Genomic DNA, 15,353 nt, shown 5'->3' on the forward strand with positions numbered 1-15,353 from the left:
GTCGTTGCACCGTTTTCGCGAAATCAATCCATTGTGACGGAGAGGGGTATATCCATGAACGGAATACATTACAAGTGGGGCAGATCCTTATTGCTGCTTATCATTACCGCACTTGTCTTAATGACGGCAACAGGTTGCAGCTCAAGCAGTCAGACGAATGGAGCGTCGAATAACGGAGGCAGCGGAAAGACATCAGAACAAGCACAAAACAATAGCGATTCAGGCAAGACAGAGTCGACAGGCGGCGACGTGTCGGGTGATTTTGAAATCCAGTATTTTGTCGGCGGATATGGCGATCAGGGCTGGAAGAAGATTATCGCGGAGTTTCAGAAAAAGTACCCGAATGTAAAAGTCAAAGAGTCAGCAGGCCCGAAAATCAATGATCAGATGAAGCCGCGCTGGATTCAAGGAAACCCTCCTGACTTTGTCTACATTGACGGTGCTGGCTCGAATGCAACCCAAATGGTACAAGATGATCAATTGATGGACTTGACAGATTACTTTAAAGAGGCCAAGAATGCGGATGGCAACAAGATTTCTGACGAACTGCTGCTGAAGCCGATCGACTACGGCGGCAAAATTTATACGATTCCATTCGTATTTGGCTCCTGGGGAGTTTTCTACGACAAGAAATTTTTTGCAGACAATGGCTGGACTGAACCGAAAGATTTTGAAAGTTTTATAAGCGAAGCGAAGAAAATCAAGGAATCCGGCAAGGTCAATGCGCCATTTATTTTTACAGGAAAGTACCCGTACTACTTCCAAAATGGTGTAATGGATTCCGCATTTGTCGTGAACAACAACAACGATACTTCTATTTTGCTTGATATGTTCGCCTTGAAGGAAGGCGTGTTCAAGAGCGAGCCAGTGAAGAAGACATTGGGGCAAATGGTGCAAATGCGGGATGCAGGCCTTATTGACCCAGCCTCAGCTCCAATTAACCATATTGACTCGCAAATGCTGTTCCTGCAGCATAAGGATGCCTTTATTCCGAATGGACTCTGGCTCGAAAATGAAATGAAGAAAGATGTTCCGCAAGGTTTTGAATTCGGTTTCATTCCATCAATCACACAAAAGCCGGGCGGCAAATATGTAGCGATACCATTTACTGCTACGGTAGGAATTGCGCAGAAAGCGAAAAATCCAGCTGCCGCAAAAGCATTCCTTGAGTTCTTATTCACGAAGCAATCTGCCATTACATGGGCGGAGGAGACAGGTGCACTTGGCAACTTGAAAGCGGATTTGGAGAAATCAAATGCGAGTGAGCTGTCCAAGACAGCTATGAAATTTTACAGCTCAGACAACACCATTGTTGCTCCTTACATTGAATTGAATGCGGATGTAGACAAGGTGAGATCAGACTCAACCCTTGCACTTATGATGGGCAGCATTACTCCAGATGAATGGATGGATCGGATGGAGAAGGCGGCTGCGAAGGCAAGAAAATAAAGCAGAACAGTGATTATTTGGGGATGCATGTGTGAAGTCGTAGCGCATGCATCCTGATCTATAACACGACGGCTTTGAACAAATGAGAGATAAGGAGGGGACTACTTGAAAAAGATGGTGCCCGCACAGGGAACTCCCGCAAAGGGGAATGCAAGCGGAAGAGTCGGCCTCTCATGGAAGAGAAAGCGTCAGCTCTTTGTGTTCGTATTTACGGTACCAACATTGTTGTTTTTCTGCTTGTTTATGATCTACCCCATTTTTCACGGATTGTATTACAGTTTTACAGACTGGTCGGGTGGATCGGAGACGAAGAACTTGATCGGCATCCAGAACTATCGCGACTTGGCAAATGACCCTATAATCATCAAGGCGATCATGAATGATTATTTCTTTGTGTTTTGGAAGGTAGTTGGCATTGTCGGATTAGGGGTATTGTTCGCCGTACTGATGACCCGTTTTCGGGTACGTGGAAGCGGATTTTTCCGTTCAGTATTTTTTATCCCCAACATCCTGTCGGTCGTAGTCATTGGCGTGCTTTGGAATTATATTTACAATCCTAGTATTGGATTTTTAAATTCGTTTCTATCTTTGTTCTCGTCAGAAAAGGTTCAGACACCATGGTTAGGAGATCCGAAACTGGCGATGTGGATGCTGCTGCCTCCGGCAATATGGGCAGGTGTAGGCTTTGTCATGATCCTCGTTATTGCGGGCATTTTGAATATTCCGAAGGACTTATATGAGGCAGCGAGTATTGATGGTGCTAAGGAGTGGCAGCAATTTTGGCGTGTCACGATGCCGCTTACGTGGGAGCAAATCAAAGTATCCATTCTATGGGTGGTTATGACAACCTTGAATGGCTCGTTCGTCATCGTGTGGATGATGACAGAAGGCGGACCGGATAATGCAACACAGGTCATGGGCTCATATTTGTATCAAATGGGATTTCGACAATTCCATTTCGGCTATGCTTCCGCGATTGGTGTACTGATCCTTGTCCTGTCGCTCATAACAACCCTGGCGCTTCAGCGGCTAATGCATAGAGATGCAATTGAGATGGCTTGATTATTTGGACTGGAAAAGGAGAGGACAGTCTATGAATTCCATAGAGCAATATCCTCGTAAGCGTTCTCAAAAGGTTGTTAGAGCCTTATTGTATGCGTTGCTCGGGATTTGGACGATATTCGTCATTTATCCGCTGCTGTGGACGATCCTTGGTTCGTTCAAGACGAATCAGCAGTTCCTGTTACATGCGCCGTGGAGCTTGCCGGAGTGGCCGCTTGAATGGGCTAATTTCACAGCAGTTTGGAGCAACTACCATTTAGGGATGTACTTTACCAACTCATTGCTTGTTACAGTGGCAAGCACCGTGCTGGCATTGCTTCTATCTTCAACTACATCCTATGTTATCGCTAGATTTCCGTTTCGCGGAAGCATGGCGCTCTATAATTTATATTTGTCCAGCATGATGATTCCCCTTATCCTTGGCTTAATCCCGTTATTTTTCCTTCTTTCCAACCTGCATCTGGATAATTCGCTTCTGGGACTGATTCTGGTGTATACGGCAATTAATTTGCCATTTGGCGTATTTGTGCTTGTTGGATTTTTTAGGTCGATGCCGAAGGAACTGGATGAGGCGGCTTCCATCGACGGCAGCTCGCATTATGGTGTTTTTTTCCGTATTATGCTTCCGCTTGTTAAGCCTGGACTTATATCTGTTGGCATGATGAACGTATTGAATATTTGGAATGAATATATTATTGGTACGGTGCTGGTAAATGATCCCGATAAGTATACGATCCCTGTCGGCATCGCGATTATGCAGGCCGAGATGCAGTATCGTACAGAGTGGGGGCCACTTTTTGCGGGATTACTGCTTTCGATCATCCCTGTACTAATTTTATATATAATCTTCCAGAAGCAAATTACAAGCGGCATGATGGCTGGTGCGATTAAATAACACATATCCGAGTAGGGTAAGGGGATAGTGTTGCGAATGAAAATGATGACTTATATGCAGCAAGTCGGCCGATCACTGATGATCCCCATTGCAGTGCTCCCCGCAGCTTCGATATTAGTGCGTATCGGAGATATTCATTCCAATATCCCATGGATGGCAGCAGCAGCAAGTGTATGCAAGTTAGGTGGAAACGCCATTTTCGATCATATGCCGCTCTTTTTTGCTGTGGGGGTAGCGATTGGATTGACATCAGGCCAAGGGGTTGCAGCTTTGGCCGCTGCTGTTGGTTACTTTGTATTTACGAATGTCATGAAGCATTTTGAGCATGGAATTGTCTTGGATACGGGTGTTCTGGGAGGAATGCTATGCGGAGGGATCGTAGCTGCCTTGTATAACCGTTACCATAGAATAAGGCTCCCGGCAGCGATCGGATTTTTCGGAGGCAAGCGTTTTATCCCGATCATATCTTCCGTTGCGATGGTTGGTGTAGGGGTAGTAGCTGGCCTGATTTGGCCGACAATCCAGGAGGCCATTCGTGATACAGGTTCCAGTATACTGACGGCAAAAGGCTGGGGGGCTGGCATATTTGGCTTGTTGAATCGATTGCTCATACCTACTGGACTGCATCATATACTGAACAATATTGCATGGTTTCAAATTGGGGAATACGTAACAGATACCGGGGCGATTGTGCGAGGCGATTTGTGGCGGTTCCATGCAGGCGATCCGACAGCTGGAACCTTTATGGCAGGATTTTTCCCTGTTATGATGTTTGGACTGCCGGCTTATGCACTTGCCATAGTCCGTTCCTCCCAATTGCATGAACGCAAGCGTGTTGCGTCGATTATGTTGACAGCCTCATTGACAAGCTTCCTGACAGGGATAACAGAGCCGCTTGAATTTACACTTATGCTGACTGCCCCAGTTCTTTATGGTCTGCATGCCATTTATACGGGATTAGCACTCATGCTAGCAGATCTCATGAGCATTCGAGCAGGATTTGGATTCTCAGCAGGCTTCATCGATATGTTCATATCGTGGACGAGCGTTAGAAATGCTCTGCTCTTGCTATTACTCGGAATTCTTTATTTTGGACTGTATTATGCGACCGCAACAATTGCAATCCGTGTATTTCATGTTCACGCACCAGGACGTGAGGAGCAGGCAACGATGGAGGCCGTAATCCCCTCAATTGGAACGCGAGATGATACAGCTGCCCTATTGGAACGATTGCTAGGCTATATAGGAGGAATGGGAAATATTCGAGCTGTCGATGCGTGTATTACTAGACTTCGGCTGCGGCTTGAGGATGACTCCAAGGTAGATGAGGGAGGGATTATGTCTCTTGGCGCGTATGGTTTGATGCGTGTTGGCAAAGGTCACATCCATATTGTGATGGGAACGGATTCGGAGCTTCTGCGGGAGAAGATTGAGCGAAGATTAAGCGTGTCAGCATTTATTAACGGTTAGCACGCATATCTCGGTTATCCATTAGCAGGGCAGTTCGATTCTTGGAAGGGGAGAGCGGATGATTGAACGGAAAATTGTGCATGTCCTGTCGCATAATGTGGTGATGACCAAACTATCCAATGGGAAAAACTCTATCGCTTTTGGCAAAGGGATTGGCTTTCAAAAAAAGCTGGGTATGGAGGTGAATGAAAATGATATAAAACAGGAATTTTTACTGCATACGACGGAAGTGCTGGAGCATTACGAGCAAATTTTGTATGCGGTGGATTTCAAAATTATTGGTGTAGTCGAGGAAGTGATTGCATTTGCACAGAGTCATTTGGAAGGGGATTTCTCAGAAACGATTCATTCTGCACTCGTTGATCATATTAATTTAGCCATTGAGCGCTGCAAGCGCGGCTTAGTGATCAGCAATCCCTTCATGTTCGAAATTCAGCATTTGTATCGAGATGAATATCGCGTAGCAGAGCGGGCGATAGATTACCTAAATGATCAGTTGGATGTGAACTTGCCTCAAGATGAGGTTGCGTTCTTGGCAATGCATTTTCACGGAGCAAGAAGTGGCGGCAAGGGCAATAAGTCTGTTGCTGAATTGAAAATGATATCGAGAGTGCTGGAGAATGGCAAGCATGTTGGCATTGACTTTGATGAGTCGCTCTCCACAGTACTCTTTATTGGTCACTTAAAGGGACTCATTGATCGAGTAAGAGCAGGGAAGACACTTAACAATCCGCTGCTCGTTCAAATTCGTGAAGAATATGAAGAAGCCTATGAAAAGGCAATTATATTGGCAGGCTGGATTGCTGAAGGGCTGGAAAAAGCGGTACCCCCAGAAGAAATCGGATTTCTAACGATGCATTTGGAACGGCTTGTTCAGCGGAAAAATGTTAGCATATGAGGGAAGAAGCAATGGATGATAACATGAAAAAAAAGAGGACAGAATGTCTATCGCATTCTGTCCTCTTTTGTGTAAATTTAATTATTGACCTGAGCAGAAGAGGAGGCAGATGATTCGCCTGCACTGTTTGCAGCTGTTACATGATACCATCCGCCTGGTGTTAATGTAATCAGCTCAAAGTCAGTTGAGGCAGAAGATCCGATTCGCTCATAAGGGCCGTTGCGGCTCGCGCTGTAGTAGATGTAATATTCGCTTGGATTGTTGGCTGAAGCCTTCCAAGTAAGTTTTACACCCATATCCGTTAACGATGCCTTCAGTCCGCTAGGAGAGTCAGGAGCCTGAGCTGCTGACTGTTGCGGCTCATGAGCATTGCCATTATCGGCTTCATGGCTACCGGCTTGGCCGCCTGAATTGCTCCTGCTCGATTCACTTGGATCATTGGTACCCGGTGGTTGAGGTACCTCTGTTTTTGTTCCTGAGCCTAGAGCTCCCCACTGGACAATTTCAGAAGGTATCGATTCATGTCCACCGACATCGACAGCTGTCACATAGAAGCTGTATTGTTGGCTGCTTGATGCATAGCTGCTGAATCTCGTATCATCACCGGTCAATACGGTTCCACTTTGCTGCTGGTATGTTCCGCCGTTCAATGATCGATATAGACGGTATCCGACTACATCGGATTCTGGATTGCGAGAGAAGGTGATGTGAACGGCATCGCTCTTCGATGCTGCAATCCGAACGTCGCGTGGTGCAGAAGGCGCTTTGCCATCGTCTTGACGTGGATCGACCTTCGCTGGTGCGTCACTATTGGCGTCCTCCGGCAAATAGGCAGATAAAGATCGGCGATTGCTGCTGGATGATAAATGACCCAGCGCCTTCTTCAATTCTTCAACAAGCTCCTGGATTGGCTTCTCACGCTTCAGTACAACCTTCTCTGCAACCATATCAGCAGGAGTGCTGTCCTGTGGTATATAGTTGACGCCGTCATAGGTAATGTACTTCATGTGAACAAGCGCATCTTCTTCGGTCTTTGGAACATACTTGCGGTTGAAAATATCTGTAACGAATTTGCCGCCAAGTCTTGTTAATTCATTTGGAAGCTTACCGCTGTACCCAGACACTGTCATGCTTACAATGCCGTCAGGACGAGTAAATTCCTTCGTTTGCAGCAGGTCAGGCTTGGCCTTGTTCACCTCGTTCATGACCTTCGACCATATCTCTGTCGAGCGTGAGCGGGCATCGCGATTCAATACATGAATCGGCTTGTCGTAGCCTACCCATACGCCCATCGTGACATCAGGAGTTGAGCCGATGAACCAAGTATCCGCATAGTTCTGGGTCGAGCCAGTTTTCGCGGCAACCTCAACTTTTCCATATAGGTCAAATTCGCCTCTCACGCGGCGTCCTGTACCTCTCGAATCCGTAATGACCGATTTCATCATGTCTGTCATCAGAAAGGCGCTTTGCTTGGAAACGACCGCTTGCGGTTCTTCCTTGTGCTGATAGACGATATTTCCTTTGGAATCTACAATTTTGCTAATCAAGTACGCATCATTGAATACACCCTGATTCGCAATTGCACCGAATGCATTGGTAATTTCCTCAACCGTAACGCCATAGCGCAAGCCGCCTATAACGCCAGTTTGTGCGTAGTAATCTTCAGGCTGAATGGTTGTGATACCGAGCTTCTGCACGAAATCCAGCGCTTTTTTCACACCCAGCTTCTCGATGTAGATTTTGAGAGCCGGCAGGTTAAGTGATTGGCTTAATGCGCTTCGTGCGGTAACGAGCCCTTGATAGCGACCGTTGGCGTTGCCTGGAATATGATAACCCTTAGAGCCGTCCTTGAGCACCATCGGAGCATCGTCCAATATGGAAGCTGGTTGAATCAACCCCTGGTCAAGCGCAGGCAAATACGCAGCCAGCGGCTTCATCGTCGAGCCAGGCTGCTTCAGCATTTGCGTGGCGAAGTTCATCTGCTCGATCTTGAAGTCTCTTCCTTCGATCATGCCTAGAATAGCACCAGATTTATGATCGACCATCAACGACGCAACCTGTTCAACACCTTTTGTTTTACTGTCCGGTGAGAAATTATTGGGATTGGAAGATACTCGCTTCATCGCATCATATATCTTTTTGTCGATGGTGGTATATACGAGATACCCGCCGCGCAACAACTGTTCGCGTGCCGACTGCAGCATATCGTTGTTCTCGCGCTTGCGCAAGTCTGCCTTCGTAAGTCCTGGGTTTTTCTGAAGCACGAGCACTTCTGCGGCTGCGCGTTCCGCTTCCATCATCAGATACGGATATGTAGCGTATGCCTTCTCCCGAGGCTGGGCAATCGATTTGCGAATATCAAACGCCAGCGCTTCATTATATTGCTGCATCGAAATTTTATTTTCTTCAAGCATTCGTTTGAGAACAAGCTTCTGCCGCTCTATCGCACGTGCAATACCTTTTTCATTGATTTCACCTTTACCGTTAAAGGCCGAATAGGCAGAAGGCAACTGTGGAAGACCCGCTAAATATGCAGACTGGGCAATATTCAGCTTGCTCAAATTATCAATATTAAAAATACCTTTAGCTGCTGCTTTAATTCCGTATAAATTATAGCCTGTTGAACCGTTGCCGAAAGGAACCTTATTTAAATATGCAACAATAATTTCTTCTTTGGACAACACGCGCTCCATACGCAGAGAGAGCAATATTTCCTTTGCCTTGCGGCTGTCGGTACGATCCAAATTCAAAAATACTCGTCTTGCCAATTGTTGTGTAAGCGTACTGCCGCCTGTTTGCACAGATTGATTCAATACTTTCTGTACTACAGCCCGAGACAGTCCGCGAATATCAACGCCCATATGTTCATAGAATCGATTGTCTTCAATCGCGATAAGGGCATCTATGACGGATTGGGGGATATCTTTTAATGAGACGGGACGACGATCTTCTTCGGTTCGAAGCTGTCCGATTTGATTGCCGTCATTGAAAAAGACGAATCCCGTTATGGCATTCTCCTGAATCTTCTGCTGAATCATTTCCCGTGGGCGAACTGGTTCGTCCTTAATTAAGGACGTTACATAACCGAGACCAGCCCCACCAGCAAATAAGCCGCATAGCAGGCCGAACAGCATGAGCCATTTGATAACGGACCATATCGTGCGGCCAATCGACCTCTTGCGCGTCGGTTTTTTGCCGCTTTCCGTCACTTTCTCCTCAACCATGCATTTTTTCCTCCTTAGTAAGTGCAGCGCTTTCCATTATACCATAAAAGTGAGGGGAAAAAGAGCGTCGTAAATCGCATTTCCTGATGATAATATAGCGGGTAAACATAAAAAAATCGCCTCCCGCTAGGGGAGGCGATTGTGGTGTCGCTTCTATGCGATAGAGCGAATCTTATCGGCTGTAGAACTCGACGATTTGCTTTTCATCGATGTCTTGGGATAACTCGCCGCGCTCAGGCAAACGTACGAATTTACCTTCCATAGCAGCTTCGTTGAATTCCAAGTATCCTGCCAAGTGATGACGGCCTTCAAGAGCCTCTTTGATCACTTTCAAGCCACGGCTTCTTTCACGTAAGCCGATAACATCACCAGGAGTTACGATGTAAGACGGGATGTCTACTTTTTTACCGTTCACAGTCACGTGACCGTGTGCTACCAATTGGCGAGCACCTGCACGGGAGTTGGAAAGGCCAAGACGGAATACCAAGTTGTCCAAGCGGCTTTCGAGCAAGAACATGAAGTTCTCACCAGCGATGCCTGGCAATTTGGATGCGCGGTTGAACAATGTGCGGAATTGCTTCTCGCCCAAACCGTACATGTGGCGCAATTTTTGTTTTTCTTGCAATTGAACGCCGTAGCCGCTCAATTTTTTGCGTTGTCCTGGACCATGTTGTCCTGGAGGATACGCGCGCTTCAATTCTTTACCAGTACCGCTCAAGGAAATTCCAAGACGACGGCTCAATTTAAATTTAGGACCTGTGTAACGTGCCATGTTATATTGACTCCTTCTCAATCAAAATTATCGTTAGATTGTGGGGTGTCATTGCGTCGAAATCATCCTATGCCGTTCGATCAATTCGTTCAGCTCCGACTCAGGTTTTCAGCCGCTGCCTAGTCGGTGATGATTGTCGTGAGGGTGACACAACAGTTTCGCCCATATACATCACATAATATTATAAGATAGGACACTCTTCTGTCAAGCTATCAATTCCAATTGTGCTGGAAAACGTCTAGTCATTAGATCTTTAGGCATGGTTCTAATGGACCAAAATTTTAGAATTGGTTTTCGGGATATAGTACATTTTCATTGAAAAATCATGTATGATAGGAAATGAACAACCTTTCGAATATGAAGGAGAAGAGGATGACGGAACGTCAACTTCCACATTATACAATTGAATTAGAACCGAAAAAGATAGAGACAAAGGATTACCAAGAATCCGCTCCTGTCGATGATGAATTGGCAATAGAAGGATGGTTGTTGCAACGTGATGTGACACCTCATGACTTTCCGTATATTGCCTCACTGCTGCAATCCGCCTACCGCGCGTGGCTGAAGGATATGCCAAATGAAGCGCTGTCCATCATTGGAAGCAGCGCTATTTATGATTATTCCGGTGGATGGCTCGCAGGAGATAAGTCACTGCTGGATACGGACAGCAGAGCCAGCGAGGCGATGAATGAATGTTTGCAAGAGCGAACCAAGACGATAGCAGCTATTGGAGACGGGGTATTGGTTATGTGCCCGCTGCACACACGAGAAGGGCGTGATGTGTTCGCAGTCGCTGTGTATAAACTGCTGATGCCGAATGAGGCTATGACAGCACTCGAAGCGTGGACACACGCGCTTCGCGCTCAGTTCTATCTTGCATTTGAATATACATTTATTAAAGAACTTATGTACACACAGCGCGTTGTTGAAAGAGAATATAAGCGCAGAGATGTTCTATATAATGTTGTGCGTCACATGCATGATCGAATTGATGTAGATGCAGTATTGACACAAATTATGGAAAGTGTCGAACGGCTTGTGCCGGAATCGAGCATTGAGGTGTATTTATCGCAAGATCATCATAGTGTGAATCCGAAGGTGAAGACGCTCGTATTCAAGTCATGGGGAGACCCAATTGTAATGCAGGCCTTTATGAAGGGCGAACTATGTTACGGACGAACGCAGGAGGGACATATTGAAGTTGCCTTTGCACTTTGCGGCAAGCAAGGCTCATACGGCGTGTTGAAGGTATGCTTCCTTGGCGAGGATCCTGATCCTTCGGATGTGCAGCTCATTCAACTCGTCGTAGAGACAGCAGGGACGGCTTTTGAGAATGCACGACTTCATGAGCAAGCCAATGAAGTGATACAAGAGCTCCGTTTTATCAATGATTTGACGAAGCGAATTAATCAGAGCCTGCGGCTGCGGGATGTATTCCGAGACGCTACGCATGAACTGCTGCGGGTGTTCGGTGCTGAATTTTGCCTATTGCTGCAGCTCCATACTGAGAAGAATCGCTTCGAGGTCGTATCCTGTAATTTAGAAGAGTTTGATGGGGCTCATATGCCGGCAGATGAAGGATTGTTCGGCTATATGATCTCACTGCGTGAACCGATAATTGTGTCTGACTGTACGGAGCAGACTCCTGCTTCGATGCAATTCTTCGAGAAGCTCGGCTTGCGTTCCGTTATTGCAGCTCCGTTATTCGGCGGAGGCGAGCTGGTTGGGATTGTCTTGCTTGCAGACAAGCGGCCGCAATTCTTTACGTATGAGAACTTGAAGCTGCTGCAAATGCTTGCTACTCATATTGGTCTTGCTATTGCAAACGCCACCTTGCATGCAAGAGTGAAACATCTTGCGAATAAAGACCAGCTTACAGGGCTTTTTGCAAGGCATTATTTGGACAAGCAAATCGATCGGCTGCAAAAGAATGATTTCTGTGGGTCATTGATTGTGGCGGATATTGATTATTTTAAGCATATTAACGACTCCTATGGTCATCAAATTGGCGACAAGATTCTGAATCAAGTCAGCCGAATCATACGCTCATCGATTCGAGAAACAGATATTGCGGCCCGTTGGGGCGGTGAGGAGCTTGCAATATACTTGCCACAGCTTACCTTGTCCCAAACACTTGGTGTGGCGGAACGGATACGGACTCGAGTGGCCAATGAAACAGATCCGCGTGTAACGGTTTCATGTGGAATTGCAGACTGGAATTGGCAGGATGAGAAGATTAGTGTGGAATCTTTGTTCTACCGGGCAGATGTCGCCTTGTATGAGGCGAAGAACGGTGGACGGAACCGGATTCAAGTGAGCAAGAAGGAGTGGTAAGCGCATTGCGATACCGTCGAATAATTCCAAAACAGACGTGAAACGCTAAAAGAGGCGGGAATAACATTTCCCACCTCTTTTTTTCGTTCATGAATATAGTGGAGGTGATTGACATGATAACCACGACAAGAGCAAAAGTACGAGTAAAGTGGAACAGGATAACGCGGACAGTAGTACTGCTGCTTGGTGCTATTTTGATCCATGGATGTTCGATTGCGGATCATACACCTCCTGAAGCATTGCTTGACAGAGCACTAAATGGCATGGCAGGTAAAGATCAGTTTCGCTTTCAGGGGATGGCTGAAATTCGAACAGGTAGAGATAAGCTGCTGGCGAAGCAGCTGCGATATGAGGGAGAAATTCAACAGCATAAGGGGATCTATATGCGGTTAAGCCCTCAGGCTGAGCAGACAACGACAGAGAACAGATGGAATCCGCTTAAACAATTGGAAGAGCTTAGAATCGATGGGGCCAAGCGTGTGAAGGCGCTGACAAGTTATGATCCCGTTGTACAAACACATGCAGGCTCAACAAGCAAGATGCATATTATGAGCATGGACGAGAAGCAGCGAGCGGATTTGATTCCATTGCAAGTTGATGTAGACGCAGAACAAGCTAAGCACATGTATTCGAAACAATTGATTGATGATTATGATCGGTTGATTACACCAAATGTACAACTGCAGCAAATGAAGGGCAGCATGTCTCAAGCTGACGAGCAAAAGCTGCAAAAGAAACTATCAGTCCTTGCTGCTCAAGGCCGTAAGGATCTCTATGCGAAGCTGAAGAATGCAGCGGTACAAGCGAAGTATGTGGTATGGGTAAATAAGCGTGATTCGCTTCCTGCCTACGTAGAAGGTTGGATCACTTCATCTTATGATGAGCAAGGAGAGCCGAAGGAAGAGCTGGTTCACATGCAGTCCCGATTTTTGTATGAGTAGAGTATCACTTGTACAGCGGTAGGAACCGCTGACGTCATGCGATCATCGTGATACAATGATAATCGTAAGATCATGCAAACCGACCGAGGAGGAACCATAGGATGAAAGACCCAAGAATAGAAGAGCTTGCGAAAAACTTGGTTGGATACTCTGTGGATGTACAGCCAGGGGAAAATATTCTTGTAGAGATGATTGGATCTGAGCGTGAACTGGTTACATGTATTGTGAACGAGATTGCTAAGCGTGGCGGCCGTCCGTTTGTGCAGCTAACCGATCGTTCTGTGCTGCGTTCGCTTCTCTTGAATGCAACCAAAGAGCAAATGGAGACATGGAAAGAGTACGATTTGCTTCGTATGCAGAATATGCAGGGGTATATCGGTATTCGTGCAGGGGAGAATGCGAATGAATTGGCAGATGTGCCAAAAGATAAGATGGCATTGTATGAGTCAATTTACTCCCATCCTGTACATATGGAAGAGCGTGTAAAACGCACGAAATGGGTTGTGCTTCGTTACCCGAACGCTTCAATGGCCCAGTTGGCGAACACATCGACAGAGGCGTTTGAAGATTTCTACTTCAATGTATGCAACCTGGACTATTCCAAAATGGATACAGCGATGGATGCTTTGAAAAACTTGATGGATCGTACTGACAAGGTACGCCTGGTCGGACCAGGAACAGATCTTAGCTTCTCCATCAAGAACATTGGTTCTGTCAAATGCTCCGGACAACGGAACATTCCAGACGGAGAAGTGTATACGGCTCCAGTGCGTGATTCGGTGAATGGCACCTTGTCCTACAATACACCGTCCATCTACAACGGGTTCACATTCGAGAACGTGAAATTCCGTTTTGAGAACGGTAAAATTGTGGAGGCAACAAGCAACGATACGGATCGCTTGAATGAAATCTTGGATTCGGATGAAGGGGCTCGCCACATCGGGGAATTTGCAATTGGCGTCAATCCGTACATCTTGCACCCGATGAAGGATATTTTGTTCGATGAAAAGATCGCGGGCAGCATTCATTTCACACCGGGCCAAGCCTATGACACAGCGGATAACGGCAATCGCTCGTCCATCCACTGGGACTTGGTTCTGATCCAACGTCCAGAGTACGGCGGCGGTGAGATGTACTTTGATGATGTGCTCGTACGCAAAGACGGCCGATTTGTCATTCCAGAGCTGGAATGCTTGAATCCTGAACATTTGAAGTAGTCTATATTTGCCTGCTTCTAATGAAGGATTTCACCTTGCGCCAAGACTCTTATTCACGGTATGATGGAAGCGTATAAATTTAGATGTGATTTACTGAGACGGAGGGATTTCAATGTCTAATAACACGGCAATTGTGGAAATCTCGCAAACAGCGAACAAATTCAGATCCTCGATTGTGTTACAAGCCGACAACAAATACATTGACGTAAAAAGTATTCTTGGCTTGTTCACAACGCTCGTTGGTAATCAAGCCTACGAACTGCATGTCCATGGTCCAGATGTGGACGAGGCAAAAGCAGCAATGGCTGAGGTATTTGCAAAGCACGGTTTGAATGTAACTGTTGTAGCCGAATAATTCGAAACGAGAAGAATAGGGGGCCGGGACGATTTGTCTCGGCTCTTCTTTCATATTGGAATGAGACTGCGACGTTCATGTTGACGGTTCATTATATTTTTTGTCGCCATGCAACATCTGTGATACAGTAAATATGCGCGCGGTGCAAGGCATTCAGTCCTTTATGAACGTTTGCCATGGCGCTGGAAATGTGCGGTTTATCACATAGAAGTTCACCGTGCATCTTGTGTTACAGGGCGTGATCGTCTAATATTAGAAATAGAACAAACGTGACTTCGGGTCATAGGGGGGAAATCAGGCATGTCTTCGTCGGATGTGGTACAAAAGATCAATGATAAGGCGCTCGCTCTGCTTGAAGATGATGCGCATCAAATAGAGAAACTCATTCAAGTTCAAATGGAGAACTTGGCGACGCGTTACTGCCCTCTCTATGAGGAAGTGCTAGATACGCAGATGTATGGTTTTTCTAGACAGGTGGACTTTGCGGTAAGAGCTGGATTGGTAGAAGAGGATGTCGGACGTATGCTGGTCAGCAGATTAGAGCGGAATCTTGCCGTATTGTATGAAGCATTGAACAAAGCAGAGAAATAAATAGAGAAGAAAATATGTAGAGCGTATAGCGTAACGGCTGAATACAAAGAAAGCTTGGGACAAGTCCCAAGCTTTTTGTGTTCATTATGTATAAAAAAGTTGATGACAAGCTGTCCCCACGCTTAATAGCTGAGCTAGATCGCAT

12 protein-coding genes are annotated in these 15,353 nt (G+C 46.2%); 10 read left to right on the forward strand and 2 right to left on the reverse strand.

The features are described from left to right. Positions 1–54 precede the first annotated feature (54 nt). The 5 genes from NO352_RS04735 to NO352_RS04755 all read left to right on the forward strand — a co-directional run bounded on the left by NO352_RS04735 (position 55) and on the right by NO352_RS04755 (position 5,774). Entirely contained in the window at positions 55–1,449 is a 1,395-nt protein-coding gene (locus tag NO352_RS04735; RefSeq protein ID WP_289354998.1) for an extracellular solute-binding protein, read from the forward strand. A 114-nt stretch (positions 1,450–1,563) separates the two neighbouring features. Beyond that, the gene (locus tag NO352_RS04740) at positions 1,564–2,511 is read left to right on the forward strand and encodes a carbohydrate ABC transporter permease (protein WP_268622635.1); all 948 of its coding nucleotides are present in this window, start codon (positions 1,564–1,566) and stop codon (positions 2,509–2,511) included. Between the two features lie 31 nt (positions 2,512–2,542). Further along, the gene (locus tag NO352_RS04745; protein WP_163975683.1) at positions 2,543–3,406 is read left to right on the forward strand and encodes a carbohydrate ABC transporter permease; all 864 of its coding nucleotides are present in this window, start codon (positions 2,543–2,545) and stop codon (positions 3,404–3,406) included. Positions 3,407–3,442: 36 nt separating this feature from the next. Then, positions 3,443–4,876, forward strand: coding sequence for a PTS transporter subunit EIIC (locus NO352_RS04750; RefSeq protein WP_289354999.1), 1,434 nt, complete (start codon positions 3,443–3,445; stop codon positions 4,874–4,876). A 58-nt stretch (positions 4,877–4,934) separates the two neighbouring features. Beyond that, entirely contained in the window at positions 4,935–5,774 is an 840-nt protein-coding gene (locus NO352_RS04755) for a PRD domain-containing protein (RefSeq protein WP_005548192.1), read from the forward strand. A gap of 77 nt (positions 5,775–5,851) precedes the next feature. On the opposite strand, the gene NO352_RS04760 is transcribed toward NO352_RS04755, so the two are convergent. Both NO352_RS04760 and rpsD read right to left on the reverse strand, forming a co-directional pair. After that, positions 5,852–8,998 carry a transglycosylase domain-containing protein gene (locus NO352_RS04760; protein WP_289355000.1) on the reverse strand — a complete coding sequence of 1,049 codons (3,147 nt, stop codon included), beginning with the start codon at positions 8,996–8,998 and terminating at the stop codon, positions 5,852–5,854. 172 nt (positions 8,999–9,170) lie between these two features. Further along, positions 9,171–9,770 carry a 30S ribosomal protein S4 gene (gene rpsD / locus NO352_RS04765; RefSeq protein WP_163975677.1) on the reverse strand — a complete coding sequence of 200 codons (600 nt, stop codon included), beginning with the start codon at positions 9,768–9,770 and terminating at the stop codon, positions 9,171–9,173. A 372-nt stretch (positions 9,771–10,142) separates the two neighbouring features. On the opposite strand from rpsD, the gene NO352_RS04770 reads away from it, so the two are divergent. From NO352_RS04770 to NO352_RS04790, 5 genes are all read left to right on the forward strand, one after another. After that, positions 10,143–12,104, forward strand: a complete 1,962-nt coding sequence (locus NO352_RS04770; protein ID WP_289355001.1) for a sensor domain-containing diguanylate cyclase — start codon at positions 10,143–10,145, stop codon at positions 12,102–12,104. A 113-nt stretch (positions 12,105–12,217) separates the two neighbouring features. After that, positions 12,218–13,045 (forward strand): hypothetical protein, encoded by an 828-nt coding sequence (locus tag NO352_RS04775; RefSeq protein WP_289355002.1) that lies wholly within the window; start codon positions 12,218–12,220, stop codon positions 13,043–13,045. A 101-nt stretch (positions 13,046–13,146) separates the two neighbouring features. Continuing rightward, the gene (locus NO352_RS04780) at positions 13,147–14,262 is read left to right on the forward strand and encodes an aminopeptidase (RefSeq protein ID WP_268599633.1); all 1,116 of its coding nucleotides are present in this window, start codon (positions 13,147–13,149) and stop codon (positions 14,260–14,262) included. A gap of 112 nt (positions 14,263–14,374) precedes the next feature. Next, the gene (locus NO352_RS04785) at positions 14,375–14,617 is read left to right on the forward strand and encodes an HPr family phosphocarrier protein (protein ID WP_163975671.1); all 243 of its coding nucleotides are present in this window, start codon (positions 14,375–14,377) and stop codon (positions 14,615–14,617) included. 300 nt (positions 14,618–14,917) lie between these two features. Further along, positions 14,918–15,208 (forward strand): Fpa/YlaN family protein, encoded by a 291-nt coding sequence (locus NO352_RS04790; protein ID WP_005548206.1) that lies wholly within the window; start codon positions 14,918–14,920, stop codon positions 15,206–15,208. Positions 15,209–15,353 lie beyond the last annotated feature (145 nt).

The sequence above is a fragment of the Paenibacillus sp. S-12 genome, from assembly GCF_030363895.1.
Classification (GTDB): domain Bacteria; phylum Bacillota; class Bacilli; order Paenibacillales; family Paenibacillaceae; genus Paenibacillus_B; species Paenibacillus_B alvei.

Coding starts and splice junctions, on each gene's coding strand:
- NO352_RS04750 (WP_289354999.1), top strand. CDS start 3,443: ATGAAAATGATGACTTATATGCAGCAAGTCGGCCGATCACTGATGATC.
- rpsD (WP_163975677.1), bottom strand. CDS start 9,770: ATGGCACGTTACACAGGTCCTAAATTTAAATTGAGCCGTCGTCTTGGA.
- NO352_RS04745 (WP_163975683.1), top strand. CDS start 2,543: ATGAATTCCATAGAGCAATATCCTCGTAAGCGTTCTCAAAAGGTTGTT.
- NO352_RS04775 (WP_289355002.1), top strand. CDS start 12,218: ATGATAACCACGACAAGAGCAAAAGTACGAGTAAAGTGGAACAGGATA.
- NO352_RS04740 (WP_268622635.1), top strand. CDS start 1,564: ATGGTGCCCGCACAGGGAACTCCCGCAAAGGGGAATGCAAGCGGAAGA.
- NO352_RS04760 (WP_289355000.1), bottom strand. CDS start 8,998: ATGGTTGAGGAGAAAGTGACGGAAAGCGGCAAAAAACCGACGCGCAAG.
- NO352_RS04755 (WP_005548192.1), top strand. CDS start 4,935: ATGATTGAACGGAAAATTGTGCATGTCCTGTCGCATAATGTGGTGATG.
- NO352_RS04780 (WP_268599633.1), top strand. CDS start 13,147: ATGAAAGACCCAAGAATAGAAGAGCTTGCGAAAAACTTGGTTGGATAC.
- NO352_RS04735 (WP_289354998.1), top strand. CDS start 55: ATGAACGGAATACATTACAAGTGGGGCAGATCCTTATTGCTGCTTATC.
- NO352_RS04770 (WP_289355001.1), top strand. CDS start 10,143: ATGACGGAACGTCAACTTCCACATTATACAATTGAATTAGAACCGAAA.
- NO352_RS04790 (WP_005548206.1), top strand. CDS start 14,918: ATGTCTTCGTCGGATGTGGTACAAAAGATCAATGATAAGGCGCTCGCT.
- NO352_RS04785 (WP_163975671.1), top strand. CDS start 14,375: ATGTCTAATAACACGGCAATTGTGGAAATCTCGCAAACAGCGAACAAA.